Below are 26,338 nucleotides of genomic sequence, written 5' to 3'. Positions count from 1 at the left end.
CAGCCTCTTTCACCTGAGAGAAGAGGGCCGTGATCTCCTTATAGTTCCTGATAAGTCAAAAAAGGTGAATTTCAATAAAACGCGTACAGTTGCTATTTTACTTTACTCAGAATCAGCTTATCTCGCTGTATTATAGACGTTTTAGCGCATTGTCGCAACTGGAAACCATGAGAATAGGAAGAAAAGTTGCTCATCCTTATCCAGGATATGTAGGTTGAGTGGGTGAGATAGGGTCGCGTTGGCGCATAATCTCGGTATATATAAAATAAGAAGGGAGGCAGTAAATGCCTGCCCTTCCCTTCCTATCTCTGTTGCTTACTAATCAAAGAGATCATCCAGTGGTCCGCTGTCGTGGTCAAAGATATCATCAACCGCATCTAAGAGCATAAAGCCGCCAATTGCCGCTGCTGCACCACCCAGTGCACCGACCGCCATTTTTCCGCCATCACTTTGCAGGAAGCCGCCTTTCTGCGGTTGCAGGTTGGGCGGGAGCTGGTTTGCCTGAATTGGTGGGATACCGAGCAAGCTCTGATGGCAGTTCAGACAATGCGAGGCGCCAACTGGTGAGAGCGCGCGGCAGGTTGGGCAGAGAATCACCATCTGATTGGGAGCAGGTTGGAATCCGCTATATGGTGGCTGCTGCGGATAGGGCTGCCCATAGGGTTGTTGTGGATAGGGAGGCTGCCCATAGGGTTGCTGCGGATAGGGAGGTTGCCCATATGGTTGCTGTGGGTATGTCTGTTGTTGTGGATAATGGACCTGTTGCTGTTGATAGTGGACCTGTGGTGGCTGGGGCTGCTGGTAGGGCTGTGGCATCTGCTGATTGCCCGGATAGGGTGTCGGCGTGGGCTGCTGCCCGTGAGCCAGCGGCTGTCCACAACCATGACAGACCGACGCACCCGGATCATTCTGTCGTCCACAGCGCTGACAGATCGTGGGGCCGCTATGGGCTCCGGGACTGCTTATATTGGTGTTTGGATTGGTGCCCATGCCGGTACCAGTATTGGGGCCAAGATTATAGCCACATCCCGGGCAGAACACGCTTGCCATCGGAACCATTGTATGACAGGACGGACAGGGGCGACTTTGTGGGGTCGAGTTGTGTGGCTGCGCCGCCGTTGGCTGGAGCGCGGTGCCACAATGCTGACAAAATGCGACATCGGGAGCTGTCTCGGCATGACAGCGCGGGCAAAAGGCATAGCGTCCGCCAACCTGTACGGGGGTGCCGCATTCGGGACAGAACTTTTTGCCGGTAACATCGCTACCACAATTTCTACAGGTTGCCATGAAAAGGAACCTCCTCATATATGCGTTGTCGGTTGTCGACACTCGATGCTGCATGAAAACAAAGGCAGTAGGATAAGTCCATACAAGAAATGAACGTATCTACTGCCTGCATCTCAAATTCGCGCTTCCTTATACAATGTATACGAAGTGCTCGCCGCTTTGTTGTGTGTAGGCTAGATAAGAATCTGACCATCTTTCAGAAAGAGGGTATCATCAACCCAGACTTCACCCTTTGTGCGCAGGTCGCAGATCATATCCCAGTGTAGCGCTGATTTGTTCAGACCGCCCGTTTCTGGATAGCTGGCACCAAGCGCCAGATGAACGGTGCCACCCATTTTCTCATCAAAGAGAATGTTTCTGGTGCCACGAGTCACGCGGGTATTGGTACCAAACGCGAACTCTCCGAGGTATCGTGCGCCCTCATCCAGTGCTAGCATTTGTTCAAGGATCTCCTGGCCGACGCGAGCACTGGCTTCAACAACTTTTCCTTCCTTGAAGACAAGGCGAATCCCCTCAACTGCGCGTCCACTGTAGGTTGAAGGAATATCATATTGAATGACGCCATTGGCGCTGTTCTCGACCGGGCTGGTGAAGAACTCACCGCTCGGGAAATTGCGCTTGCCGTCGCTGTTGATAAAGATACGATCTTCAATTGATAGGGTCAGGTCTGTGCCCTCGCCCAGGATATGCACTTTCTTTTTCCCTTTGAGCCAATCGACAAGACGCTGCTGGTTGACAGAGAGCTCTTTCCAGCGGGCTACCGGATCGGGATCATTCAGGAAGCAGACATCAAAGACGAACTCTTCAAACTCGCGGAGCGACATATTGGTATCCTGAGCATACCCGATTGTCGGATAGAGCGTCAGGGACCAGCGGAAGTCTCCCGCCTGTTCGCGCTGCCGGAAGATCTGGGAGATATGACGGCCAGACTGCCGTGAGAGGGCCAGACGCGCGGGATCGACTGAGGTCAGGGCTCGCGTGTTGATCTCCGACTGGATGAATAGACGAGCGGTGATATTTTGTGCCAGAGCTTCCTCAAGAAAGGTCGGTCGGGAGGTAAGCTGTTCCTCGCTGGCCTCGCGCAGGAACACCTCGTCCTGGGAATCGAACTTGATGACAGGGATCGGGTATGCGCCTGCACGTAGCACCTCGCGGTACACCGCCTCTATCAGCGGAGTCGCTACCGGAGTCGCATGAATAGCAACGATATCGCCTGGTTTGAGATACAGTGAATATTCAACGAGCGTTTTTGCCCAACGGTCAATGCGGATATCATGCATAATGAACGTTTCGTCCTTTGCCAGGGAATTTTCTTTGTATTGTAACACGCTTGCCTGGCCGTTTCCAGGACGTCGACGCGCTTATTGCGCTACCTTCCTTTTGTACCAACGATAGAGCACATACCCGATACCACCGAGAAGACAGAGCGGCAGCAAGACGCCAAAGAGGATGAGGTTCTCGCGCTTCTCACAGGCAGCCCGTTGCTGAGGGTCAGTATAGCGCTGGCAACTGGATGAAGAGTGGCTGGTCCGCCTGGGCGGTCGATAGCTGCTCTTCTTCTTTTTTACCGTAGAATGATGGTTGCCACCCTTCAGCACATGATGCACGCCTGTCTGCTGTTGTGCGTGGGCGGTAACTGCTGGCAGGAATGCGAAGGCCGAGAGACAGAGAAACAGGATCAGGAGAACCGATAGCCGAAAATGTTTTTTGTGCTGCATTGTTCCTTTCCAATCTGGTGGTATGTCTCACAAAGAAGATGCAAGAGGCAGGGGAGGAATGGTCCCCTGCTCATAGGAGGGTAAACGAGGAGAGAGGCGAAAATTCAAATGGATGGATTAGCGCGGCTTGGTGCCGAGGGTGGTCAGCAGAATCCAGAGTGAGCGGAAATCTTCGCTCTGCATTTCGGCCATACTCTGCTGATAAACCTGGTCCAGCTCCTCCTGAGTGCTGATCCCCCATTTGGTGATAAAGGGCTGCACCAGCTTATAGCCAACCTCCAGATCATGATAGAAACCCTCATGATACGGTGTGCCATAGGAGAAGTCTACCACGCAGGCCTCTTGCTTGATCTGCTCGAACCCGGCCTTCTGATAGAAGTCTGCCAGCATATGAATGAGGCCCATGTGCAGGCCATTTGGCGAAAAATTGTGCCGGGCTTTATGGAAGGCGCTGCTGATCAGCCAGGAGTACTTTTCAAAGGCCTGCTTGTTGCTGAAGCCCCATTCCATCTCGGTGACGCGAAGAATCCCGCCCGGGCGCAGAATACGTTTGCATTCCTGGATGAAGATGGGCCAGTGCGACGCCTGCATAAAGCCAACAATAAAGCGAGTGTTCACCATATCGAATGAGTTATTGGGAAATTCCAGACGATTGAGCGCGTTCATGACATGAAAATGGGCATTCTCAAGCCCCTGAACGCGAGCCTGTGTTCTGGCATACTCGATCATGCGCGTGCTGATATCAATACCGGTGACCTCGATGTCGGAATGCGCGTAGGCAGTATCGAGCACCCATCCGCCGGGACCACAGGCGATATCAAGTATATCGTTGATATCAGTGATATCGATGTTTTCCCGCTCAGGGAAGATCCCACCCATTGCGCTGGTAATCAGGCGATCCTGCTTGAGCAGGCGTGTCATCTCAGCGGCGCTTTCCGAGTCAATGACATACGTGTTGTATTCATTCTTTCCGAAATATTCCTGTGGGTCTGTCATACTCATAGCCCTCCTTTGTGATGAGTGACCCGTTACTCCTTTTCGGTGACTCCTGCTGCTAGCTGGATAAACTCCTCTTCGAGTTCCTGCCAGACCTCCTGTTGCGCTTCGTGCAGAGACAGGAGACGACGTTCACTGGCAGCCTGAGCCATTTTCTGCGATACGCGCTGATTGACGTACCGAAAATAGGGCTCTTGCTGGCTCTGCTGAGGCATAAGGTGTAGATGGATGTCTTCAAGCGCATAAAATTCGTGGTCTTGAAAGGCCAGCGCGACCAGATTTGCGTAATTCTCGATCAGGCGAATGTGGCTATCCTGAAAATACTCAGGATAGGGGCTTGATGCAACCAGACTGCCAGCCACTTTTGAGTGACGGAGCAGGGGATAAGCAACAGCGCTCTCCTCTTGATCTGTCCAATGGGCAGGCGTGGGCGAGGCGGGTTCATCGCGGCGGCTTCGCACTGCCGGGCGATAATGGAGAACTGCGGTACCTGCCAGCGATTCACTGCCCAGAAACAGCGTTTTTGGCCCGCTCGGGTTGCGCTGCTGTTTTGAGCACAGGCTGCTGATCTCGCGCAAGCTGCGCACTTTTTGGCCCTCGCGAGGTGGAACACAACTGATGATACTGAGGGAAATGCCTTCGTGCTCAGGATCGAGGAGTGAAAGGGCCTGCTGCAAGACCAGATCTATATATTGTTGTGGATAGATAGAGCGTGGTGTGTTGGCATGATGGTTCAGCGCTTTGGCATAGAACTCAGCGGGTGGAACGGATGGAATCCGCTGGACCTTTGCTTGTCCCTGTTCGACCAATTGAGGAAAATCTTGCTCGATGAGCCGAACAAACTCCTGAGCATACGCGCGTGGTATCGCTTTCAAGAGCGTGCGCATATTGTCTTCGCGCGGTCGTGATTCGTTCGCAACCCACCGATGGAGTGTAATTGGCTTGACCCGGATCTCCTGCGCTATTCGTTGTTTCTCATGGGGGTCTTTAATCAGAAAATCGAGTAATGCATTCCAGCTTGTGAAGTTAGTCGGCTCGCTCATAGCTCTCCTTGCCCATTCTGGTGATGTTCTACGCTTTAGAATTTTTCCAGAGTTTCGCGCATCTATCATAGCACTTTGATAATAAAAGTTCAATTCGTGGTAGGAACAACGTGAATTTTTAATACTTTTTTTATACGCCTGGTCGCTCATTACAATTGTCTACATTGTGTGTTGCATGTGTTCACATATGTTGTAGAAAAGGGAAAGGAGGGCTACAATAATACTGACATTGAATACCGGACAAAAAAAGAGACACCCGACGAGAGGTCGGGTGCCCTTATGAGTCGTTGCTTGCCTAGCTGATGCGCTCTAACGCACTATTGATGGTGCGGCGTACGATGACGCTTGCCATCTGCTTGCGATACTCTTCGGAGCCGTGAATGTCGCTGACCAGTTCCAGTTCATCGGCGGCATGGCTGGCTGCATCGGTAATCGTTGCGGTGTCGAGTTGCTTGCCAATAAGTGCCTGCTCAACCGCTCGGGAGCGTTCAGTTTTCATCGAGGCGCCGGTAATGACGACGCTGGCCGCGGTGCAGGTCTTATTTGCGTCCAGAGTGAGCACCACTGCGCTGCCAACAATCGCGTAATGCGAGGCCTGGTTTGCGAGTTTCTGATAGGCACTGCCGGTGTGAGCGGGCGGGCGGGCGAAACGGAGCTCGATGACGATTTCATCCGGTTCCAGGGCCGTTTCAAATGCGCCCAGGATGAAATCATCGGCGGCGATGGTGCGTTTCCCCCCGGGGCCCTGCACCACGATCTCGCCTTTGAGTGCCAGAATAACGCCGGGCATATCGCCTGCTGGATCAGCGTGTGCGATACTGCCGCCAATCGTGCCCCGGTTGCGGACCTGCTGATCGGCGATAATGCTGGCACATTCGACCATCAGGGGAAAATACTGTTGCAGCAGGTCCGAGCGCTCGATCTGGGTGTAGGTGGTCAAAGCGCCGATCGCAATGGTGTCCTGCTCCTCTTTGATGTACGAGAGTCCCTGAATTCGGCCAATATCGACAAGGTGTTCAGGCTGTGCCAGCCGGAGTTTCATCGCGGGGATCAGGCTATGTCCGCCAGCCAGTATCTTCGCGTCATCACCGTACTGCTGAAGTAATGACAGCGCCTCATCCACCGTTTGGGCGGGATGGTAATCAAAAGCTGCGGGTATCGACATAGAAACTTCTCCTCATCTTTCCTCTTGATGTGTGTGGGCTTTTTATGGTTGCTGGTGGATGATCCGCCAGATTTTTTCCGGTTTAAAGGGCATATCCACATGAGCGACATTGAGCGCATCTGCGACAGCGGCCACAATTGCCGGAGTTGATCCGATCGTGCCGGCCTCGCCGACCCCTTTCACGCCGAGCGGATTGACTGGCGTGGGCGTGACCGTGTGATCGAGCTCAAATGGTGGAAAGTCTTTTGCGGCGGGAACCGCATAATCCATCAATGTCGCTGTCAGTAATTGCCCCTCGTCATTGTACTCGACGCTCTCATAGAGCGCCTGCCCGATGCCCTGCGCCAGCCCTCCGTGAATCTGCCCCTGCACGATCATCGGATTCAATTGACGGCCACAGTCATCGACGGCGACAAAGCGCTTGAGATGGACCTGACCGGTTTCCTTGTCGATCTCGACGACCGCGATGTGACTGCCGAAGGGGAAAACACACGCGTCGGGCTCAAAGAAGACGGTGGTTTCCAGGCCGGGTTCGATCCCTTTGGGCAGCGTATTCGAGAGGTTGGCCGTCATAGCAACCTCGGCGAATGTCACGGCCTTTGAGGGGGCCCCCTTTACGGAGAACTTGCCATCTTCGAGCGTCAGATCATCCGGGCTGGCCTCGAGTATATGGGAGGCAATCAGCAGCATTTTCTCTTTGAGCTTCTGGACCGCGTTAAAGACTGCCGAGCCGCCGACTGCCGTGGTGCGGCTGCCATAGGTGCCGCGTCCCTCGGGCGTGGAGTCGGTGTCGCCGTGCAGGATCAGCACGTTCTCAACTGGAATGCTGAACTCCTCAGCGACAATCTGGGCAAAGGTTGTTTCTTCACCCTGTCCATGCGGCGAGGCTCCTGTGTAGACAATCACTGTGCCGCTCTGCTCCACGCGTACGCGAGCGCTTTCATAGAGCCCGACCGGTGCTGAGCCCTTCGGGCCAAAGCCGCAGATCTCGATGTACGACGAGATGCCGATTCCGAGCAGCTTGTCACCTGACTGCTGCTTCTGTTCGGCGCGTAGCTGCTCGTAGCCGATCAACTCCATTGCCTTCCGCAAGGCGGCGTGATAGTTTCCGGAGTCGTAGACGGCACCGGCAGCCGACTTGTAAGGGAACTGCTCGGGCTTGATAAAGTTGAGCAGACGAATTTCCGCCGGGTCTTTGCCGAGTTCGCGGGCAACAAGGTCCATCGCTCGTTCAACGACATAGGTAGCTTCGGGACGTCCAGCGCCGCGATAGGCGTCGGTTGGGGCCTTGTTGGTAAAGACAATATCCGCGCTCAGGTGGACGGTTGGAATGTCGTAGGCGCCGCAGGAGACGGGGTAGCCAAATGCCAGCATAATCACGTCGGTGAAGAGCTGGCAGTATGCTCCCATGTCCGAGATCCCATGCACCTTCAGGCCGGTCACTTTGCCCTCGCGTGTGGCCGCAACCTCAATATAGTCAATCTGGTCGCGTCCGTGAACGGTAACCGCCAGATTCTCGCTTCGGTCCTCGATCCATTTGACGGGGCGACCAAGCAGCATACTGGCAAGCGCGGCCAGAGCCTCTTCAGGATAGACATTGAGCTTCGAGCCAAAGCCGCCGCCAACCTCCGGCACGATCACGCGTACCTGATGCTGTGGCAGGTTCAGTTGTGCGGCCAGAATATTGCGCAGCAGGTGCGGAATCTGCGACGAGCTCCAGAGAGTCAGGCTTTTATCTGCCTTGCGAAAATCGGCCACAACGCCCCGGGTCTCCATTGAGACGGGGGCTACGCGGTGATTGACCAGCCGCGCTTTCACCAGGACGCCGCCATTGGCCTGCGTTTCGGCAAAGACACGCTCGATCTCGTCGGTCGGCGGGTGGACACTGTGGGCAACATTGGTCCCGAAATCCTCATAGAGAATCGGAGCGTCGGGTTGCATGGCTTTTTCGGCATCAACAACGGCGGGAAGTGGCTCATAATCAACTTCGATCAGGTCAAGCGCGTCCCGGGCTGCGTAGGGCGTTTCTGCCAGTACAATCGCGACTGGATCGCCATAGAAGCGTACTTTGCCTTCAGCCAGGGGGCCACGGCATCCCATGCCTTCGGTAATATGTCCAAGAGGAACGGCAACGGCGATATTGCCGACTTTCCCTTTCAGGTCTTCTGCTGTGTAGACCGCGACCACGCCGGGCGCTTGCAGGGCGGTTGACACGTCAATGTGTTGGATTCGTGCATGTCCATACGGGCTGCGCAGGACCGCCATATGCAGCATACCCATGAGCTTGATATCATCGACATAGGTTGCCTGTCCGGTAATCAGGCGCGGGTCCTCCCGGCGTTTAATTGACGTGCCGAGCATAGATGCAATACCCATGAAAATATCACGTCCTTTCCCAGGCAATGGAAACACTGTTAACGCGGAAGAGATGGTTGCTTGTTATGAGCCGGAGCTGCTGCTGTGCCGAAAGAACAGGGAAGCGATTACTCGCCTCCTGCTCCGACGGGTTCTGTCTGCTCTGCCTGCATTTTCTCTGCAGCATACTGGACGGCACGAACGATGTTCTGGTAGCCAGTGCAGCGGCAGATATTGCCCTCAAGGCCCTTGCGAATCTCGGCTTCGCTCGGGTTGGGGTTGTTTTTTAGCAGTTGAGCCGATGCCATGATCATGCCGGGAGTACAGAAGCCACATTGCAGGCCATGCTTCTCCCAGAAAGCTTGTTGTAACGGGTGCAGGCTGCCTTCGGGAGCAAGACCTTCAATGGTGGTGACCTCGCCGCCATCGGCCTGAACGGCAAGTACGGTGCAGGATTTCACTGCCTCGCCATTCAAATGTACAACGCATGCGCCACACTGTGAGGTGTTGCAGCCGACATGGGTGCCGGTCAGATCGAGTACGTCACGTAAGTAGTTGACCAGAAGCATGCGGGGCTCGACCTCAGAGTGATGTTGTTTCCCGTTGACGGTGACGGTAATAGAGCGCTTGTTTGCCATGAAAAATACCTCCATCTCGCCTGTGCCCGCTTTCTATTACAAGGGCAACAAAAATGTGTGCGGGCAGAGAGCCTCTCTAAACTTACTATATAGGGAAAGTCTATCGATGTATCAGAAACCTGAGATATTGCTGGTGGATGGAGCAAGGTGCAAGAAAGCGATGCTTCGCAAGAAGGAACTCGGGATGTCACATCGCGTGACGCCTGTTGCTGTGGTCGCCTCCGAGGAAAGCCCATACATTCGCCTCTTCTTCACGCCTGCTCTGTGTGATTGTCGGGAACAACCTACAAAGCCGATCATGGACATGCTGATCGTGCACGTTTTCTGTGATGATAAAGAGCGTAGCATATCGGGAGAAGGGATGTCAATTCTTTGACAGGGCCATTTTGTGGCGCGATGCCTTGAGAACGAAAGAAGGGAGCCACTGTTCCAGCGTGGCCCCCTTCTCGCAGATAAATATGAAGCGTCTTCACTTGACTACGACAGTGAGATTCATATTCGGGTGTATGGTGCAGTAATATTTAAATTCTCCCGCCTGATTAAATGGCCCGACGGTGATGGAGCCAGTGCCACTGACAGCAACAGCGCTCAGCGTTGGCGCGTTTGGCTCAGACATCGGTTTGGCTTTACCGTTATCCCAGGTTCCGTTCGAGATATAGTGTGTGGAAGGAACGGCATTTACCAGCGTGATGGCTTCTCCCTTTTTGATTTCAACCTTTTTGTCGATGAAATCGGCTGCACCCATTTTCACTTTTGTCTTCGCCTCAACCTGAGCCCGGACCGAGCAACCGGCAAAAATCACGGTGGTCAGCGAAAGAGTAAGTATAATCAGGACGGTGACGAGGATACCTTTTTTATGCATGGATGTTCCCTTTCAGTCCTCCGAAAAAAGAGATTTTTTCTCCTGTGGATATGAGCATCTGTTCTTCAACATCACAGGGAGGTGTTACTAGTTCTTACTATAGCAAAGAGATCTGTACACCTGTCAAGTTTTCCACGATTGGCCTGAACGCTATAGAAGAGCGTCCTGGGCTTAAAACGTGCCCCACAATAATACACCTTCCTTCGGGCTCTTTCAACGCCTGCTTTTGCTGAGAAACTGGTTTGCCTGGCAGAAACCTGTTTTGTTGGTCGAGGGCACAAAAAAAGAGGTAAGACGATAAGCCTTACCTCTGAAGTAGCGCATACGGGATTCGAACCCGTGATCTCCGCCTTGAAAGGGCGGTGTCCTAAACCACTAGACGAATGCGCCAGATAGTGTTCGAATAGAGAAAGAAGTGGTAGCGCATACGGGATTCGAACCCGTGATCTCCGCCTTGAGAGGGCGGTGTCCTAAACCGCTAGACGAATGCGCCCTGGTTTGTATTGTTGTGATAGGGCCGAAACCCTATCACTCTGGTAGCGCATACGGGATTCGAACCCGTGATCTCCGCCTTGAGAGGGCGGTGTCCTAAACCGCTAGACGAATGCGCCTTAGTATTTTGCTGGTCTACCGTTCCCGGCTGACCACGGGGTACATAATACCTGAACTTTCCGGGCTTGTCAAGGGTTTTTTCTCTGGATTTCCAGAAAATGGTCAAACCGGGGTAGAGAATTCCCTACCCCGGTTGGTTGCTCACTGTTGCTCACGACGCAGGTCGAAACGGTGTAGTTTCCCTTTGTAGTAGACCGAGAAGGCCAGCCGAGACCAGTTGTTGAGCCAGTGAGGTTCAGTAATCACCTTGTGCTCGTCGCTGATTTGAAGCCCGGCTGCGCCGAAGATGGCTGCCTGCCAGACGGCTCCGGCACAGGCGGCATGAATCCCTTCGGGCGTGTTCCCACGCAGGTTCTCGATATCGACCATTGCGCCTTTCATAAAGAGCTTATAGGCTTCTTCCAGGTAGGCCAGTTCGCACGCCAGCACAACATGCAGCGCGGGAGTTAACGACGAGCCATAGTCATGATCGGTAATGGGGTAATAATAGTCCCAGTTCACGCGCTTGGTTCGCTCGTCGAATTGATCGCGTTGCAATGTCAGTAGCATCAACACATCGGCCTGCTTGATGATGCGATATTTCTGGACCGCCTCAACCCCCAGGATACCCTGGAAGGAGTCGCGGCGTCCCTTGAACTTGCTCTGATCAAGCGGTTCGAGTTGAAAGAACCCGTCAAATTGCTCAAAGAGGCCACTCTGTCGTACTTGAGGCACGCGCATGTGTTGGGCGACGTCGAGCCAGTATGAGATGCGTTGATTGGTCAGGCGCAGCTTTTCTCCAAGCTCGCGCTCTTTCTCTGGTGCATTCAGGGCCAGCCAGCGAAGCGCATCGAGTGCATAGAGAATATTCTTGCTCGCCATATAATTGGTAAAGGCGTTGTTGTCGACATGTTCGTGCCACTCATCGGGTCCGATCACATCATTGATCTCGTACTGGTTGGTCTCCTCGTTTTTCTCCACCCGGCTAGCCCAGAAGGTGGCTGTGCTCAGCAGGATTTCCGCCCCATAGTCGCGCAGAAAGGCGTCGTCCCCCGTGATCTGCCAGTATTGCCAGACGGCATAGGCAATGCTGGCCGTGATATGCAACTCAATGAAGCCGTTGAGAACCGGAACGACCTCACCGGTTTCCGGGTGCACAATCGAGACCGGGGTTGTTTCTTCGCCGTTGAGCGTGCTTTCCCAGGGATACTGTGCCCCTTCATACCCGTTGCTGGCCGCTTTCCGGCGGGCGGCATCCAGCAGGTGATAGCGGTAGAGCAATAGATTACGCGCTACTTTGGGCATCACAAAGGTATAGAAGGGCAGCATAAATACCTCAGTATCATGGAAGACGTGACCGCGATAGCCGAAGCCGGTCAGACCTTTGGCGGCAACGCTATAGCGATAATCATGATCCGAGACATTGATGCGCAACTGATAGATATTGAAGCGCATGCCACGTTGTGCTCGCTCATCGCCCTCAATGACGACGTCTGCAATCTCCCAGAAGGTGCGCCAGGCCTCTTGATTTCTGGCAAGCAGTTCGTTATACACCTGCCGGTAGTGCCCGGATGCGCTGTCTAACAGCTTTTGGAGATGCGCAATAGACTTTTCGCGCGGATTATGCACATCGCGAGACGTGTACATCACCACAATTTTGTCTGCGGTGAAGGTTTCACCCGGGGCTAGCTTCCCATTGTAGCGGATGCTAGGCGCGATATCCGAGTCCAGCATCATGCGCTCGAACTCCGGTGTATCGCTGAGGAAACACATCGACTGGACGAGCTGGACAAGGGTCTTCTTGGTCTCGGTATGGAACCATGAGATATCGCCCTCACTCCTCTGGTCAACCGATTCCCAGTGCATAACGTCGTAGTTACCTTCAGCCAGACTGATTCCACTCCAGATAGAAATGTCACAGGGCTGGTTGTCTGGTGTCTCTTCAATAGTCACGGTGTAGCGAATCGCGCCTACATGCTCATCGGCAAGGCTGGCGAAACGCTCCGTGTCGAGCCGAAGGCGTATTCCCTGATCGCTTCGCCAGGTGACAGTACGGCGCAACAAGCCCTGTTGCATATCCAGGCTGCGCTGATATGCCAGGATTTGCCCCCGATCAAGGCGGAAGCGCTCGCGATTGACGAAGAGCTTAATGGGAATCCAGTCGGGGGTGTTTGCCAATTCCTCACGGGCAACCGGAATGTCATCAAATACCCCAAACAGGAGTGTCGCGGCGTTGTCTCTTGGGTATCCTTCCTCGTATGTTCCACGTGTACCAAAGTAGCCGTTCCCGATTGTGAAGACGGTCTCATTGCTGTGGATTCTTTTCAGTGTGGGTTCAAATGTCTCTTCGGTTATGTGCCAGAGATTCACAAGAACGCCCTCCCTACTATCTTTATGCAATCTCTCAGGGCTATGGGATTGCTTTAGTCCTCCAGTAAATCCGATAGCCGCTTGTGATCCAGGGTTGGGAGCACTTTGTCTGCACCCTGGAAACGCTCTTCGGGCCCGATGGCAACCGCTCTCATTCCCGCCTTTTTGATCGCTTCGATGCCCGCGGCGGCATCTTCGACGCCGAGACACGCAACAGTTGGTGTGTGCAGCAATCCAGCGGCATAGACAAACAGGTCTGGAGCCGGTTTTCCATTGACAACACTATATCCATCGGCGATACCGTCGAAGTAGGGAGCGATTTGGAGCCGTTCCACGACGGTACGACAGTTTTTACTGGCCGATGCAATGGCGGTTTTGATGCCTGCTGCTCGGATTTCTTTCAGCAGGTCAATCCCACCTGGAACGATTTCATCAGGCGTCATCTTTTCAATAAGTGCATTATAATACCGGTTCTTGCGCTCCATCATTTCCTGGATTTGTTCCTCGCTATACTGTCTGCCACGAATCAGGTACATAAGCGAGTCCCGTCGACCCACGCCGCGCAGGTGGGCGTCATTTTCCTCTCTGGTAAATGGAATGCCCTCATCATCGGCGAGATGTTTCCAGGCCTGAAAATGATATTCCGACGTGTCAGTAAGCACTCCGTCAAGATCAAAAATGATGGCTTTTGGTCTTTCCATAAAAAAACTCCTCGTTGAGGTATTTGGTCACAATCAATTTTTTTGATCTATAGTGGCGCGGTAGGGCTTTCCCTCGGCGCTTCTTCACATACTTTCTTTGTTCTATTCCCATTAACGAATGAACGGTAACAAGAGTGAACATTCCGTATAGAAACTGATACATTTGTGTAGGGAAGAGGCCGGGTTTCTATTCTGTAGAGGTTATGCATACGCTGCCAGCGCTTCTTAGCTGCATTTTACCTGCTCCGGCTTGAAATCGCAAATCTGCATCTTTCTCTGTCAACATGTTATCGCGAATGTTTCTTCTTTGTCGTTCGTTCTGTTACCCTGCTGTTGGATGTGCCGAAGTTGCTCCAGAATCGTATTACCATGTAGAGCAAGGTGGCTGTTACTGTTCTTTTTGATGACAAGGGAGATGTGCCGCGCATGAATTACCCCGTTTCATTTGGTGTTCCACAGATCATTTTAACCCTGATGGTGCTGCTCGGACTCAGCTTATTGTTCTATTCTCTTTTCACGGTTGTGAAGCGCCATCGGGTGGTGTTTGATGAGGAGAGCGGCAAACGCTATCGTGTGCGGCGGCGCGTGCGCTGGAAGCATGGAGCGAGCGGCGGGCTGCTGCTCGCTCTGGCGATTCTGTTGCTCTGGGCCTCATCGCTGCTGCAAAGCTATATCGCGCTGACCGGGGATGTGCTGGTTGCGCGTGTGCAGGCTACATCATTCACCAATATGCCGCATTCGATGAACCTTGAATTGACACAGTTTGATGAGAACGGCAAGGTAAAGGCGAACAATAGCTACCTCGTGAAGGGCGATCAGTGGATGCTTCAGGGCAACATCTTAAAGTTTCCAGGCTGGATGAACCTGCTCGGGTTTCATACTGGATATAAGCTGACTCGCCTTCAGGGGCGCTATGAAGACCCCAATCTTGAGCGAACCGCTGAGCGAACTGTCATAGAACTGAATGGAGGCGATGGCGACTTTTTTAAGACGGTCTATAAACAGGCGTGGTCATCCCCCTTTGTAGAGGCGGCGTATGGGCAGGCGGTCTTTTTGCCTGCGGATGGTTTGCCCTACAACATTTATGCCAATCAATCAGGCATCTATGCCAAACCGGCCAAATGAGGCGTGAGCGCGGGCAACATGAGAGCTGCCCGCGCCCTTTTTCAGGGCAGGAGCTTGAGCAGCTCACTTACCGTTTTTTGCCAGGCATCAGAGCGAGTGTCGATCAGCGCGAGATGCTCAACGCCGGGAAGCTCGATCAGGAGCGCATTATCCCCTGCGATTCGGGCTTTCTCATAGTACCTCCGGCTGATCTCGGGAGGCACATCAATATCTTCGAGCCCATGAAGCAGGACGGTCGGGACGCCAAGCGGCAACAGGTTGGCGGGAGAAGCAAACGCATAGCGCTCAGGGACCTCTTCGGGACTGCCTCCAAGCAAGCTGACGACTGCATCATTGCTGAGGTGCAACCGCCAAACCTCTTCCAGATCGGCGGCTCCGGCCTGACTGACAACTCCTTTCAGGCGAAGCGTTTGTTCCCGGTTAAGCTTGGGCCGGGCGGCCAGCCAGAGCGCCAGATGGCCGCCCGCCGAATGCCCGATTGCGTAGATACGTTGCGTGTCAAGGGCATATTCGAGCGCGATGTGTTGTAAGAAATCGGTGGCCCGCGCGATGTCTTCAAAGGTGCCCGGCCAGCCGCCTCCCGGATCACCAACACGGCGGTATTCAATATTCCAGCTTGCGAAGCCGTGTCGCGTCAGGTCATTTGCCAGTTCTCGCATCAGATCGAGGCCGTAGGTGTTGCGCCAGAAGCCACCATGAAGCAGGATCGCGACCGGATAAGGTCCGGGCGTTGCTGGCAGCGCGAGTTCTCCGAATTGTTGTGGCTCTGTTCCGTAGGCTATTGTTCTCATTGTACTCCTCTTTGTGCTAGAGCAGTGCTATCAACCGGGGAAGCACTGTTCCTGCTTTCTCATGAAGCGTAACATCTGCCTGCTGATCCAGACGAGTGGGTTCTACATTGATAATAATTAAGGGGATATGCGCCTGAAGGGCAAGGCGTGGCAGGTGTGAGGCTGGTGTTACCTTCAGCGAGGAGCCAACGACCAGAAAGAGATCACAACGGATTGAGAGCTCTTTTGCCCGTGTCAGCACGTCATCCGGGATACGTTGCCCGAAGAGGATGGTTGCGGCCTTGAGATAGCCCCCGCACAATGAGCAGCGCGGCTCTGCTTCTCCAGCGTCGACGCGGCGCTGTACATCCTCAATCGAGGTGCGCGTATCGCAGATGATGCAGGTGGCCTCGCGGGAGGTTCCGTGCAGCTCCACGATGCGCTCAGGTGAATTGCCTGCGTCCTGATGTAGCCCGTCAAAATTCTGGGTAATCAATCCCAGAAGTCGTCCCTGTCGTTCCAGTTCTGCCAGCGCTCGATGTGCCGCGTTCGGACGAGCCTGTTTTACGGCAGGCAGCAAAGTGCGTCGGGTCTCCCAATAGCGGCGGCGAGCTTCTGCCTGATTGAGAAACGCGTGAAAGGTGACGGGTGGTTGTTTTTGCCAGGGAGAGCCGGGGCTGCGGAAATCGGGGATCCCCGACTCGGTGCTGATCCCGGCTCCGGTGAGCACGGTTATCTTCTGCGATGCCTGAAGCAACTCAACGGCGTCCGCAAGTTGTTCCTCATAGGTTGAGGCGGTTGTGATGATGTGCTCCATTCCTTCTGTTTCCTGTCGTCTGAGGGGTTCTAGCTCGGGTCTGAGCTGATTGATTCGCTTCTCATACGATAACGGATATCATAGTTGCGCAGGAAGGTCAATTCCTCATCATTGAAGCCGTAGTGCCGCGCCAGCACGGCATCAATCCGGTCAATGATTGCTTTGGCCTTGCGTGCATAGATTGTATAGCTGCCAGTTGTGCCGCGCCTGAGATGGCGTGCATGGTCCTGGTAGTTCTCCATCAGTTCGGCACAGAGCTGGCGCAGCTCTTGAAGCATCCCCTCATTATCCGGGTAGGTAAAACGAAAGCCAAAAAGCATATAGTCTTTGAGGTTAAACGTATCGAATGTCACAGTATAGTACCACCAGAAAAGCGAGCTGTTGAACAGCGCGACAAAGATATTACGGTCATACTCTGGAAGAAAGTCACACTGTTTATTGGAGGTGGTATGATATGGCCAGGGAAAATTCACAAAAACCTTCCAGTACAGTCCTCCTGCTGAACGGTAGTACATACTATTCTCTCTCGTTTGCCTTGATCGTCTCTTGATATAGTGCTCTATTTTCCGCTGTTGCAAGATTTTTTCCATGATGGTATTTTCGCATGCATGGCCGAATTTTGGATAGTAGTGGCGGTTCTCGGGATCTTCGCTGGCGGTAATGCGGCAATAGTGAAGCAGGGTGAAGAGATAGGGGCGCTGTTCGGTGGTCCACTTCATCAGCCGGGTGCTGTAGCGGGTCTCGGTACCTCTGACGCGGGCCAGATAGATCGCGGTGGGAATACTGGCGATTTTGCCGCCCGAAAAGAGCATCGAGGGGCGGAAATGGTAGAACGAGAGCCAGCTTACGGGGAACCAGCGCTTGAAGCCCTCAAGGAAAGGGGTCATGTTGCGGGTCGCGAAGGCTGCCAGAGGCAAAATCATGCCGCACCGTCCATAGGGCGCCAGGAGCCGGGCGCTCCGCTCGCTGATACAGGGATATAAATTGGCACAGGTGAGCGTCTGATAGCCTCGAAGCTGATAGGGAAACTTCTTCTGCTCATATTCGACATAGGGCGGATTCCCGATGATCGCGGTGAAGCCTCCTTGCGCGGCCACTTCGGGGAAGACGTGGGCCCAATGAAACGGCTGATGGCTTGCTTTCCAGGCAACAAAGCGCGGCCAATCATGCGGGTCGATACCATATTCTCGGGCCAGTTGCAGATCAGGGCTGGCTGTGTCGTCGAGTGCATCGTTCCAGGTATAGCCGACAAGTGCATTGCCAACATGCATATGCTGCGCAATCTCTGGCAGGGGCTCGATGTCTTCGACGCGCCTGACATGGGCCAGGAGCTTGAGATAGAGATGCAGCCGACAAATCTCGATGGCTTCGGGCATCATATCGACGCCGTAGAGGTTACGGGTGATGATCTCTTTGAGTATGTTATATTCGTCGGGCTGTTGCCCCTGAAGCCGGTACAAGCAGGCGCGATAGAGCGGGGCAAGCACGCGCAGTGCAGCCAGCAGAAAAGCCCCGGATCCACAGGTAGGATCAAGGACCGTCATCGAGCACAGCTCTTGATAGATGCCCTCTACCAGAGGGCGCGGTGCCTGTATGATAACATCCCGGGCGAAGCGCTCAATATCCAGATTGCAGGTGACAAAGTCATCAATAGTGTTGACCAGCCCGTCACGGAGCGCGTTGAGTAGATCTGTGGCACGCCGCTGCCGCTCTCGTTGCTCGGCCTCGGTTTCGCCCGGAAGCCGCTCTGCACGTAGCAGCGTGGCATAGATATAGCGGTGAGGAAAGCGCTGGGTCAGTTGCCAGAATGGGTCACATGCTGTAGGAACGGCGCTGGTAAGGCGCTCAAACAGGGCCGGGATGAGGGTATACCTGGCGATATAGTCGGTAACATCGGCGCGGGTGTAGTAGGCTCCCATCTGCTGCTGATTGATCTGCTGTTCAAAAATATAGCCGAGTACTGTGGGGCTGAGTTCCTGTTCGCTGCCGGGTGGCGCCTCATCGAGCCGCCAGTGATAGGTATCGAAGAAGGTGAACAGAGACGAGAAGCTATCGTCCGCAATATGCACGCCCGGGCGTAGCTCTTCAGGATGTGGTGCAAAGAGCGTCGCGCCCAGGTAGGGGATTGTGCCGAGAGGGGTTGCCCTTCGGTGGGCGGGTGTGCCAAAGCCCATATGAAAAAGGGGCAACAAAAAAAGCCGGTAAAAGCGGTCTTCTCCGAGTATACGGGCCTGCTGAAGCTGATGCGTGAGATAGTATGGGTCGCCATTGAGAAAGCCCTTCTGTTGCAGAAAATAGGTAAAGAGCAGGCGATTGAGCATCAGCATGCCATAGCGCTCGCGCTCCTGAGCGTCATCAATGCCCTGAATGCTGGCAATAAACTTTTCTCGTTCTTTCCGAAAGCGCCGATAAAACTGGCCGGTAATGCGCTCGGGTGTTACGGATTCCCCCACGCTCTTTTCTGCCTCCATGTGTCCTGGTTGATTGCTACTCTTATGGCAGTATGTAGCGGTATTGCACGTGTTCATCATAAGCGTTCAGGTGGGCTTTTGTAAAGATGTGTTTACCCGCGGCCCATTCGATATTTCTGGTCATAGCCGAGGACAAAAGCCAGCTCTTCGCTGTCGAGCTGGTAGGTCTCGGCCAGAACGTTATCTATGCGCTCGAGGAGCGGCCTGCAACAGGCGGGGCGATACTCGGCCAGCTCGATTGAGAGTCCTTTGTTTGTATGCTGAGCGTTCTCATGGGTGTTGCGTGTGCTGATCCGGGCGTGCTGCATCAGCTCCTGTTCAAGCTGTTGTGCCAGCCGTAGAAGCTCGGGCTGTTGAAGCAGGGAGCGATGGAGAGGAAAGCGCTGTACCAGATAGTGGGAGAGGTGAAAGCCATCCGAGAAGGTGGCGAACCAGAGATAAAAGAGTGCGCTGTTCAGCAGGGCCATGATTGCCCATGCGCTTGCTTCCTCAGCAAAATAGAGAAAGCGCCCATGTGGTGGCTCCATCAGGGCACCATTTTTCTTATAGTACGGAATATGCCGGACGGCTTTTGTCCAGTAGTTGGTAGCTTCCTGGTAGTAGATGAAGTGTGGTGTTGGCCCGGGCACGAGAGAGAGATCAAGCGGTTGTGTCTCTGTCTCTTGCAACAGCTTTTGCAGGATACGCTGATGCTGTGGCGCGGCCAGTTTGGGTACGCTGTCGTTGAGCAAGGGGGTGCTGACCGCTGTATAGTGCAGGAGATCCAGCAGGTGGGGCCTTTCGGCGGCATACCAGCGGAGGATCTTGGTCACATAGGTCTGGGGGCTAGCCGCGCTGCCGTGTTGTGCCAGAAAGAACGAGAGCCGCTGATAGGCTTCCTGAAAGAGGCGACAGGGAAAGATTTCAAAGTTGGCGAACCAGTGACGGGCGGTCTGCTGTCGAATCAGGGTGCGCAGGCGTTGGAAGCGTTGGCTTCCACAGATGCTCAATGGGACGAGGAAGCCCAGATAACTGACCTGTTGACGGCTGAGCTGAAGCGCCCGCTCAAGGACGGCGGCATAGAGGTTACCACATTGTTCGCCCGCGCCTTCAAGCAGGCTATAGCGCTCACGAATCTGGCTATACTCAACGTAGGGCGGGTTACCGATCAACACATCAAAGCCGCCGCGCTGCATAACCGTGGGGAATTCAGCGGCCCAGTGGAACGGGCTATGTGTCTCTTTCCAGTGTTCAAAGTCCTGCGGGTTGTCGGTGGCAAGCCCATATGCCCTGGCGAGAGCATGGTCAAGCACCGCTGTATCGGTCCGGCTGGCGTGCAGGTAGCCAACCAGAGCATTTCCGGTACGAATATGCCACTGAAGCGGGCCCGGCTCGCTCGGATGCGGATAGGCGGCAAGCAGGCAAAGAAAGAGCCGCTGCTTGCAGATCTCGACTGCCTCGGGCATCAGATCGACGCCATACAGGTTGTTTTGCAGGATCTCCTTGAGGATAAAGACCTCAATGGTGTCCGGTTCAGGGAGCGAGATGTCTTCGGGCTGCTCCATCAACCGATGCAGGCAACAGCGATAGAGCGGTTGAAGGATATGCAGCGCCGCGAGCAGAAACGCGCCCGAGCCACAGGTGGGATCAAGAATCGTCATGCTGCGCAGGATCGCGTAGCATATATGGACGCATGTGATATCATGTGTGGTTGCGATGACATCCTGTGCCAGGCGCTGAAGATTGAGCCGGTGTGTAATGCCCTGGTGGATCTCGGTAATGGCCTCTGTTTCCAGCATGTGCAACAGCGCCTGATAGCGACTCCGGCGGCGCTCGAACTCATCTGGGGTTTCAGTGGGCAACAGGTCTTCATACTGTACGGCCGGTTGAATATACCGATTGGGCTGGCAGCGAAGCAGTCGCCGTATTTCGTGTAGCGTCGCCGGATACTGGCGCTGAAGCTGTTCCAGCAGATAGGGCACGATGGTATTGCTGCTGATATAGTGTGTGATGTCCGCACCCGTATAGTAGGTCCCGGTGTGTTTCTGCCGGCTGGTTTTCTCAAAGATGTAGCCGATGATCTCGGGCGTCAGGACCTGCTCGCTTCCTTGAACCTGCTCATAAAGCTTCCATTGATAGCAACTGAGAAAGGCAAACAGGCGCTCAATTGCGACATCCGGAACGTGCGGATGCCGGCGGAGAGACTGCGGTTCGAGGAGTCCCGGCGAGAGGCGAGCAAGCAGACATTCGACATGAGCGGGTGTGTGACCGGCGGTCAAATCTGGCTGGAGCCAGCCGTTGTGTTGCAAGAAAGCAAGGAAGAGCAGGCGCAGCGTGAGGCGTATCGTGAAGCGCTCCTCTTCTTCAGGGGAGGCTCCCCCTGTGACCTGTGAACGCAAGGCTCGATATTCGTGTTGAAAGAGGGCATAGAAACGGCGAGCAACCTTTTCTTTCTGCTTTTCGTTATATTGTGTATCGTGCTCGCTCGGAAGCTGATGCGCCACCTGTATCACTGTTCGTTTGTGCTGCATGCAATTTCACGCCTGCTCTCGGGAGCGTCGAATGCGTCCCTGTTCTTTCTGGTATCTCTTCATAGTATACATGATGCAGCGATTGAATACGAAAGAGAGGCCACAGAAGCGCTCTGTGACCTCCTTGTTGTCCTTAGCTCTTTACCTCAACCTTCTCTTCCTCATGCTTATCTTGCTGTTTCTGCTGCAAGCGTTTGTCGCGAATCAGTGAGGCCACGATTGCGCCACAGAGAATCAACGCGATGACGCCGAGCGAAAGGAGCGTTGGTATGTGGAATATATCGATCAACACCATCTTCAGTCCAACGTACACCAGAATGACCGAGAGGCCGAGTTTAAGGTAATGGAACTTATCGACCACGCCAGCCAGGACAAAGTACAGGGAACGCAGACCAAGAATGGCGAAGATGTTCGAGGTGTAGACGATAAAGGGGTCTAAGGTGACGGCAAAGATCGCCGGAATCGAGTCAACGGCAAAGATCAGATCCGTTGTCTCGACGAAGACCAGTACCAGGAGCAGCGGTGTAATCAGCCATTTCCCGCTTTGCTTGACAATGAACTTCCCTTCTACGTAGTTTTCGGTGACAGGGAAGATCTTGCGTACCAGTTTCAGAATCGGGTTTTTCTCCGGGTGAACGTTGTCTTCCTCCCGTTGGAGCGCCATTCTGATCCCGGTAAAGATCAGGAACGCACCAAAGATGTAGATGATCCAGTGGAACTGGTGCAAGAGCGCTGTTCCGACGCCGATCAGGATGCCGCGCATAACAAGCGCACCCAGAACGCCCCAGAAAAGCACTTTATGCTGATACCTGGCTGGAACCTGAAATGCGCTAAAGATGAGCACAAAGACAAAGATATTGTCCACGCTCAGTGATTTTTCGATCAGGTAGCCAGTAAAGAACTGGATGGCTGCTTCGCTCCCGCGCCAGAAGTACAGGCCCAGGTTAAACAGGAGTGCAAGCGCTATCCATACGCCACTCCAGATAAGGCCCTCTTTGACCGAGACAGCGTGCGATTTCCGCTGAAAGACTCCTAGGTCAAGGGCAAGCATAATCAGTACAAAGATGTGGAATCCAATCCAGATCCAGGTCATTTGCGAGAACACGCAAACTCCTTTCCATTCCATCCCCACCGTGAGGCCCTTCATTGAGCAAAAACCATCACGGCATGGAGGTATCCAGTGTCGTGGTGGTCTTGCTGCTAATGCACGGTTCTCGCATCAGTGAATGGCCGAGAGAAACGCTTCTCTGTCCTGACGACCAGTTCACCCCTTTGCGGCAAAGGGTCAGCTACTCCCCACCCGGTAGTGGTACGAGTGAGCTTTTTCATACACTCGCTGGACCATCAAAGAATGGCCCTTTACAGTATAAACGGAGAAATCTCTTCCGGATCAAATGGACCCTTTCTGTGTCACGAATTTGCTTCTTTTCGCGATGAGATATGTTATAATCACCCGAACAAGAGAAATACCCGACTGCATGAATGAGGAATAGAGAGAGAATGACGCAGAATCGACTAGAAGCGCATGTGATCAAGTTGGGTGGCTCATTGATCGTCCCTGATGGCGGCATCAATGTTCCATTCCTGAAAGAGTTCAACGCCTTCATTCGTCGGCAGGTGACCGAGCGAGGAAGGCGTTTCTTTTTGTTTGTAGGTGGCGGTCGGCTGGCACGCCATTATCGCGATGCCGGGGCGGAGATTACCGGGCATGAACTGGCCTCTGATGACCTCGACTGGCTCGGGGTCCATGCGACGCGCCTGAACGCGCACCTTTTTCGCACTATTTTTCGTGATATCGCACATCCGGCGATCATCAAAGATTATAGCTATATCCACAAGCCAGAGAAGCCGGTGGTGATCGCGGCAGGCTGGCGGCCCGGCTGGTCAACCGATTATGTGGCGGCTGTGCTCGCGCAGGACTATCATATCAAGACGATCGTCAAGATGAGCAATACGGACTTTATTTATGATAAAGATCCTCATACAGAGTCAGATGCAAAGCCAATTGAGCGCATTTCCTGGGCTGATTATCGAGCGATTGTCGGTGATACCTGGGAACCAGGCGCGAATGCTCCCTTCGATCCCATTGCTTCAAAGTTAGCCTCTGAACTCTCCCTTAGAGTGATTTACCTCAATGGACTCCAGCTTGCCAATGTTGAGAAGGCGCTGGATAACGAGCCCTTTACTGGCACCGTTATTTCCTGAAAAACAGTACTCGCCGGTGATTTTTATTCTGCCGGGAAGAAGCTTTCAATGTAGCTGAGATGCTCTTTTTCGTGTTTGGCCATATGCTCGATCAGCCAGATAATCGTATGTTGCGCGCTGGCATTCCAGGGCATACCGAGCTGTTGCTGAAGTGCTTCCTCATCATGCTCTGTGAGCACGCGCTGATAGGTGTCGAAGGTGCCACCAAGCCAGGCGTGAACTGTATCCAGTGGTTTTGAGCTATCTTCGATACGCCAGCGCTCGTTTTGCTCATCGGAGGCGATAAAGGGAAACACCGGAGCGGGCGCTTCTGCCAGTCGGGCGTGAATGCACTGAAGCGCGAGGCCGTCCCAATGGGCAATGTGGGCCAGGTAATCTTTTCCCGACCAGCCTTCAGGGGAGATTGGCTTTTGCCAGTCCGCAGGGGTGAGATGTGCTTTCATCGCCTGATGTTGTTGCCTGTTTGCTTTCAGGATAGCGAGCGTTTCGGAAAGCGTATTCAATGGAAGTGACTCCTGTTCTATGGGAGAATGAAGCGCTTTAGAGTACTGATATGGTACAGATGTTCAAGCCAAAAGTCAAGCCGTTGATGTGTCGCTTTTTGTGGCCGTGTATCGTGCCTTAGTAGAGAGGTTGCCTGAGAGCAGCGTTTTTGCATGGTGAAAAATTGTGTTTTGACCTATACTGAAGAGAGATGCCTGTTTTTCTCTGTTTGAATAAGCTCTCAGGCGGGCGAAACGGCACGGGTCTATTTTCACCTGATGTATGGTTGTGGCGGCTGAAAAAGTCACCATTGAGAATCAAAAAGATGAGGAGTAAGTATGACAACGGCTCAAACATCTGAGAAAGTTCAGCAATGGACGAATCTTGCACAACAGTTGCGGATTGATAGCATTCGCTGCACGACCGCGGCGGGATCCGGACATCCCACGTCTTCGATGTCCGCGGCGGATTTGATGGCAGTGCTGATGACGGATTACCTGCATTATGATTTCGACAATCCGAAGCACCCGAACAATGACCACCTCATCTTTTCTAAGGGGCATGCTTCGCCGCTGCTGTACTCGATGTATAAGGCGGCTGGGGCGATTACCGACGACGAACTGATGACGTTGCGTAAGTTCGGGAGTCGCCTTGAAGGTCACCCGACTCCTGTTCTGCCCTGGGTTGATGTTGCGACAGGCTCGCTTGGTCAGGGGCTGCCGATCGGGGTTGGTATCGCGCTGGCGGGCAAATATCTCGATAAACTGCCCTATAAGGTCTGGGTGTTGCTCGGCGACAGTGAAACGGCTGAGGGCTCGATCTGGGAGGCTTTTGAGCACGCGTCCTTCTACAAACTCGATAACATGATCGCGATTCTTGACTGTAACCGTCTGGGTCAACGTGGCCCGACTATGTTGCAGTGGGATACAAGTGCCTATGAAGCCCGTGCGAAGGCCTTCGGCTGGCATACCATTGTGATTGATGGGCATAACTACGAGGAAATTAACCGTGCGTATGCCGAAGCGGTGCAGGTGACGAATGTCCCGACCTTGATCATTGCGCGTACGGTCAAGGGGAAAGGTGTCTCCTTCCTTGAGGATGTTGGCGGCTGGCACGGAAAGGCGTTGAGCAGCGACAAGGAAGAGAAGGCGCTGGAAGAACTGGCAACTTCGTCACGCAGCAAGGTGTATACGGTGCAGAAGCCGGAAGACAAGCAGCCGGTCAGACTCCCGGAGGGCCAACCGATTGAGCTGCCTACCTATGAGGTGAACAAGGATAAGGTTGCGACCCGTAAGGCGTATGGCGATGCCTTGAAGGCGCTTGGAGAGGCTGTACCGCAGCTTGTGGCCCTTGATGGTGAAGTCAGCAATTCAACCTATGCCGAGGAGTTCGCGAAGGCCTTCCCGAACCGCTACTTTGAGCAGTACATTGCTGAGCAGCAGATGATCGCGGCGGCGGTTGGCCTGAGTGTGCGCGGCTATATCCCCTTTGCTTCGACCTTCGCGGCCTTCCTCACGCGGGCCTATGACTTCATCCGTATGGCGGCGATCTCCCGGGCGAATATCCGCCTGTGTGGCTCGCATGCCGGTGTCTCGATCGGTGAAGATGGCCCATCTCAGATGGCACTGGAAGATCTGGCAATGATGCGCGCCGTCTTCGGCAGCACGGTGCTGTATCCCTGTGACCCGAATCAGACGGCACAACTGGCCGCGGAAATGACAAAGCATGACGGCGTCGTCTATATGCGCACGACCCGGGCTGCGCTCCCGACGATCTATGCACCCGATGAGACCTTCAGCGTTGGTGGCAGTAAGGTGTTACGTGAGTCGGATGCCGATCAGGTCGCGGTGATTGCAGCCGGCATTACGGTGCATGAGGCGCTTCAGGCGTATGATCAGCTACGTAGTGAGGGCATCACCATTCGTGTCATCGATGCCTACTCGGTTAAGCCGATTGATAACGAAACCGTTCTGGCGGCCTCACAGGCGGTCGGCAAGATTATCACGGTTGAGGATCACTGGCCTGAGGGTGGTCTTGGTGACGCGGTGACCGAGGTTTTTACCCAGAGCGTGGGGCAGTTCCCACAGATTGCCAAGCTGGCTGTACATTCAATGCCCGGTTCCGGTACACCGGCTGAACTGATCGAAGATGCCGGTATCAGTGCGCATCATATCGTGCTGGCGGTCAAAGCAATGCTCAACCGGCTCTAATCGTTCCGGATATCGTGTGCC

The 26,338-nt window shown here is 53.9% G+C and carries 21 protein-coding genes and 3 tRNA genes; 4 read left to right on the top strand and 20 right to left on the bottom strand.

The genetic code is table 11. The annotated features are described in order from the left end of the window. Window positions 1-318: 318 nt before the first annotated feature. The 8 genes from KTH_RS15965 to KTH_RS15930 form a co-directional block, all read right to left on the bottom strand. Entirely contained in the window at window positions 319-1,287 is a 969-nt protein-coding gene (locus tag KTH_RS15965; protein ID WP_497619893.1) for a double zinc ribbon domain-containing protein, read from the bottom strand. Between the two features lie 173 nt (window positions 1,288-1,460). After that, the gene (locus KTH_RS15960) at window positions 1,461-2,567 is read right to left on the bottom strand and encodes an aminopeptidase (RefSeq protein WP_111317728.1); all 1,107 of its coding nucleotides are present in this window, start codon (window positions 2,565-2,567) and stop codon (window positions 1,461-1,463) included. An 81-nt stretch (window positions 2,568-2,648) separates the two neighbouring features. After that, window positions 2,649-3,005: a hypothetical protein gene (locus KTH_RS15955; protein WP_111317725.1), complete on the bottom strand. Its 357-nt coding sequence runs from the start codon at window positions 3,003-3,005 to the stop codon at window positions 2,649-2,651. Window positions 3,006-3,122: 117 nt separating this feature from the next. Continuing rightward, the gene (locus KTH_RS15950; protein WP_170142261.1) at window positions 3,123-4,001 is read right to left on the bottom strand and encodes a class I SAM-dependent methyltransferase; all 879 of its coding nucleotides are present in this window, start codon (window positions 3,999-4,001) and stop codon (window positions 3,123-3,125) included. Window positions 4,002-4,033: 32 nt separating this feature from the next. Continuing rightward, a complete protein-coding gene (locus KTH_RS15945) occupies window positions 4,034-5,044 on the bottom strand; it encodes a GAF domain-containing protein (RefSeq protein ID WP_170142260.1) in 1,011 nt (336 codons plus the stop codon). Between the two features lie 295 nt (window positions 5,045-5,339). Next, a complete protein-coding gene (locus tag KTH_RS15940; protein WP_111317718.1) occupies window positions 5,340-6,209 on the bottom strand; it encodes an FAD binding domain-containing protein in 870 nt (289 codons plus the stop codon). Between the two features lie 42 nt (window positions 6,210-6,251). Then, window positions 6,252-8,585 carry a xanthine dehydrogenase family protein molybdopterin-binding subunit gene (locus KTH_RS15935; RefSeq protein ID WP_111317715.1) on the bottom strand — a complete coding sequence of 778 codons (2,334 nt, stop codon included), beginning with the start codon at window positions 8,583-8,585 and terminating at the stop codon, window positions 6,252-6,254. Window positions 8,586-8,692: 107 nt separating this feature from the next. After that, the gene (locus KTH_RS15930; protein WP_111317712.1) at window positions 8,693-9,202 is read right to left on the bottom strand and encodes a (2Fe-2S)-binding protein; all 510 of its coding nucleotides are present in this window, start codon (window positions 9,200-9,202) and stop codon (window positions 8,693-8,695) included. A 106-nt stretch (window positions 9,203-9,308) separates the two neighbouring features. On the opposite strand from KTH_RS15930, the gene KTH_RS15925 reads away from it, so the two are divergent. Next, window positions 9,309-9,578, top strand: coding sequence for a hypothetical protein (locus KTH_RS15925; protein WP_137686085.1), 270 nt, complete (start codon window positions 9,309-9,311; stop codon window positions 9,576-9,578). A 93-nt stretch (window positions 9,579-9,671) separates the two neighbouring features. Here KTH_RS15925 and KTH_RS15920 read toward each other — a convergent pair whose 3' ends face one another. From KTH_RS15920 to pgmB, 6 genes are all read right to left on the bottom strand, one after another. After that, window positions 9,672-10,064 (bottom strand): cupredoxin domain-containing protein, encoded by a 393-nt coding sequence (locus KTH_RS15920; protein WP_111317707.1) that lies wholly within the window; start codon window positions 10,062-10,064, stop codon window positions 9,672-9,674. 316 nt (window positions 10,065-10,380) lie between these two features. Then, window positions 10,381-10,454 (bottom strand) — tRNA-Glu (locus tag KTH_RS15915). A 26-nt stretch (window positions 10,455-10,480) separates the two neighbouring features. Further along, window positions 10,481-10,557 (bottom strand) — tRNA-Glu (locus KTH_RS15910). A 41-nt stretch (window positions 10,558-10,598) separates the two neighbouring features. Beyond that, window positions 10,599-10,675 (bottom strand) — tRNA-Glu (locus tag KTH_RS15905). A 142-nt stretch (window positions 10,676-10,817) separates the two neighbouring features. After that, entirely contained in the window at window positions 10,818-13,025 is a 2,208-nt protein-coding gene (locus KTH_RS15900) for a glycoside hydrolase family 65 protein (RefSeq protein WP_170142259.1), read from the bottom strand. A gap of 53 nt (window positions 13,026-13,078) precedes the next feature. Further along, window positions 13,079-13,726: a beta-phosphoglucomutase gene (gene pgmB / locus KTH_RS15895; protein ID WP_111319511.1), complete on the bottom strand. Its 648-nt coding sequence runs from the start codon at window positions 13,724-13,726 to the stop codon at window positions 13,079-13,081. Window positions 13,727-14,152: 426 nt separating this feature from the next. Here pgmB and KTH_RS15890 point away from each other — a divergent pair, with 426 nt between their 5' ends. Beyond that, window positions 14,153-14,851 carry a hypothetical protein gene (locus tag KTH_RS15890; protein ID WP_111317700.1) on the top strand — a complete coding sequence of 233 codons (699 nt, stop codon included), beginning with the start codon at window positions 14,153-14,155 and terminating at the stop codon, window positions 14,849-14,851. A gap of 41 nt (window positions 14,852-14,892) precedes the next feature. Here KTH_RS15890 and KTH_RS15885 read toward each other — a convergent pair whose 3' ends face one another. From KTH_RS15885 to KTH_RS15865, 5 genes are all read right to left on the bottom strand, one after another. Further along, a complete protein-coding gene (locus tag KTH_RS15885; RefSeq protein ID WP_111317697.1) occupies window positions 14,893-15,642 on the bottom strand; it encodes an alpha/beta hydrolase family protein in 750 nt (249 codons plus the stop codon). A 16-nt stretch (window positions 15,643-15,658) separates the two neighbouring features. Further along, window positions 15,659-16,438 (bottom strand): SIR2 family NAD-dependent protein deacylase, encoded by a 780-nt coding sequence (locus KTH_RS15880; RefSeq protein WP_111317695.1) that lies wholly within the window; start codon window positions 16,436-16,438, stop codon window positions 15,659-15,661. A 29-nt stretch (window positions 16,439-16,467) separates the two neighbouring features. Further along, window positions 16,468-18,891: an Eco57I restriction-modification methylase domain-containing protein gene (locus KTH_RS15875; RefSeq protein ID WP_497619886.1), complete on the bottom strand. Its 2,424-nt coding sequence runs from the start codon at window positions 18,889-18,891 to the stop codon at window positions 16,468-16,470. 110 nt (window positions 18,892-19,001) lie between these two features. Continuing rightward, window positions 19,002-21,419 carry an Eco57I restriction-modification methylase domain-containing protein gene (locus KTH_RS15870; RefSeq protein ID WP_497619884.1) on the bottom strand — a complete coding sequence of 806 codons (2,418 nt, stop codon included), beginning with the start codon at window positions 21,417-21,419 and terminating at the stop codon, window positions 19,002-19,004. 133 nt (window positions 21,420-21,552) lie between these two features. Next, window positions 21,553-22,512 carry a TerC/Alx family metal homeostasis membrane protein gene (locus tag KTH_RS15865; RefSeq protein WP_111317686.1) on the bottom strand — a complete coding sequence of 320 codons (960 nt, stop codon included), beginning with the start codon at window positions 22,510-22,512 and terminating at the stop codon, window positions 21,553-21,555. Between the two features lie 407 nt (window positions 22,513-22,919). Between KTH_RS15865 and pyrH the strand changes: the two genes are divergently transcribed. Next, on the top strand, window positions 22,920-23,624 hold the full coding sequence (pyrH, locus tag KTH_RS15860; protein ID WP_497619882.1) for a UMP kinase: 705 nt from the start codon (window positions 22,920-22,922) through the stop codon (window positions 23,622-23,624). 23 nt (window positions 23,625-23,647) lie between these two features. On the opposite strand, the gene KTH_RS15855 is transcribed toward pyrH, so the two are convergent. Beyond that, window positions 23,648-24,127 carry a DinB family protein gene (locus KTH_RS15855; RefSeq protein ID WP_170142258.1) on the bottom strand — a complete coding sequence of 160 codons (480 nt, stop codon included), beginning with the start codon at window positions 24,125-24,127 and terminating at the stop codon, window positions 23,648-23,650. Between the two features lie 318 nt (window positions 24,128-24,445). Between KTH_RS15855 and KTH_RS15850 the strand changes: the two genes are divergently transcribed. Continuing rightward, window positions 24,446-26,317, top strand: a complete 1,872-nt coding sequence (locus tag KTH_RS15850) for a transketolase (protein ID WP_111317678.1) — start codon at window positions 24,446-24,448, stop codon at window positions 26,315-26,317. The last annotated feature ends 21 nt before the right edge of the window (window positions 26,318-26,338 follow it).

The organism is Thermosporothrix sp. COM3 (assembly GCF_059696735.1).
This window is presented reverse-complemented; position numbering and strand designations above follow the sequence as displayed.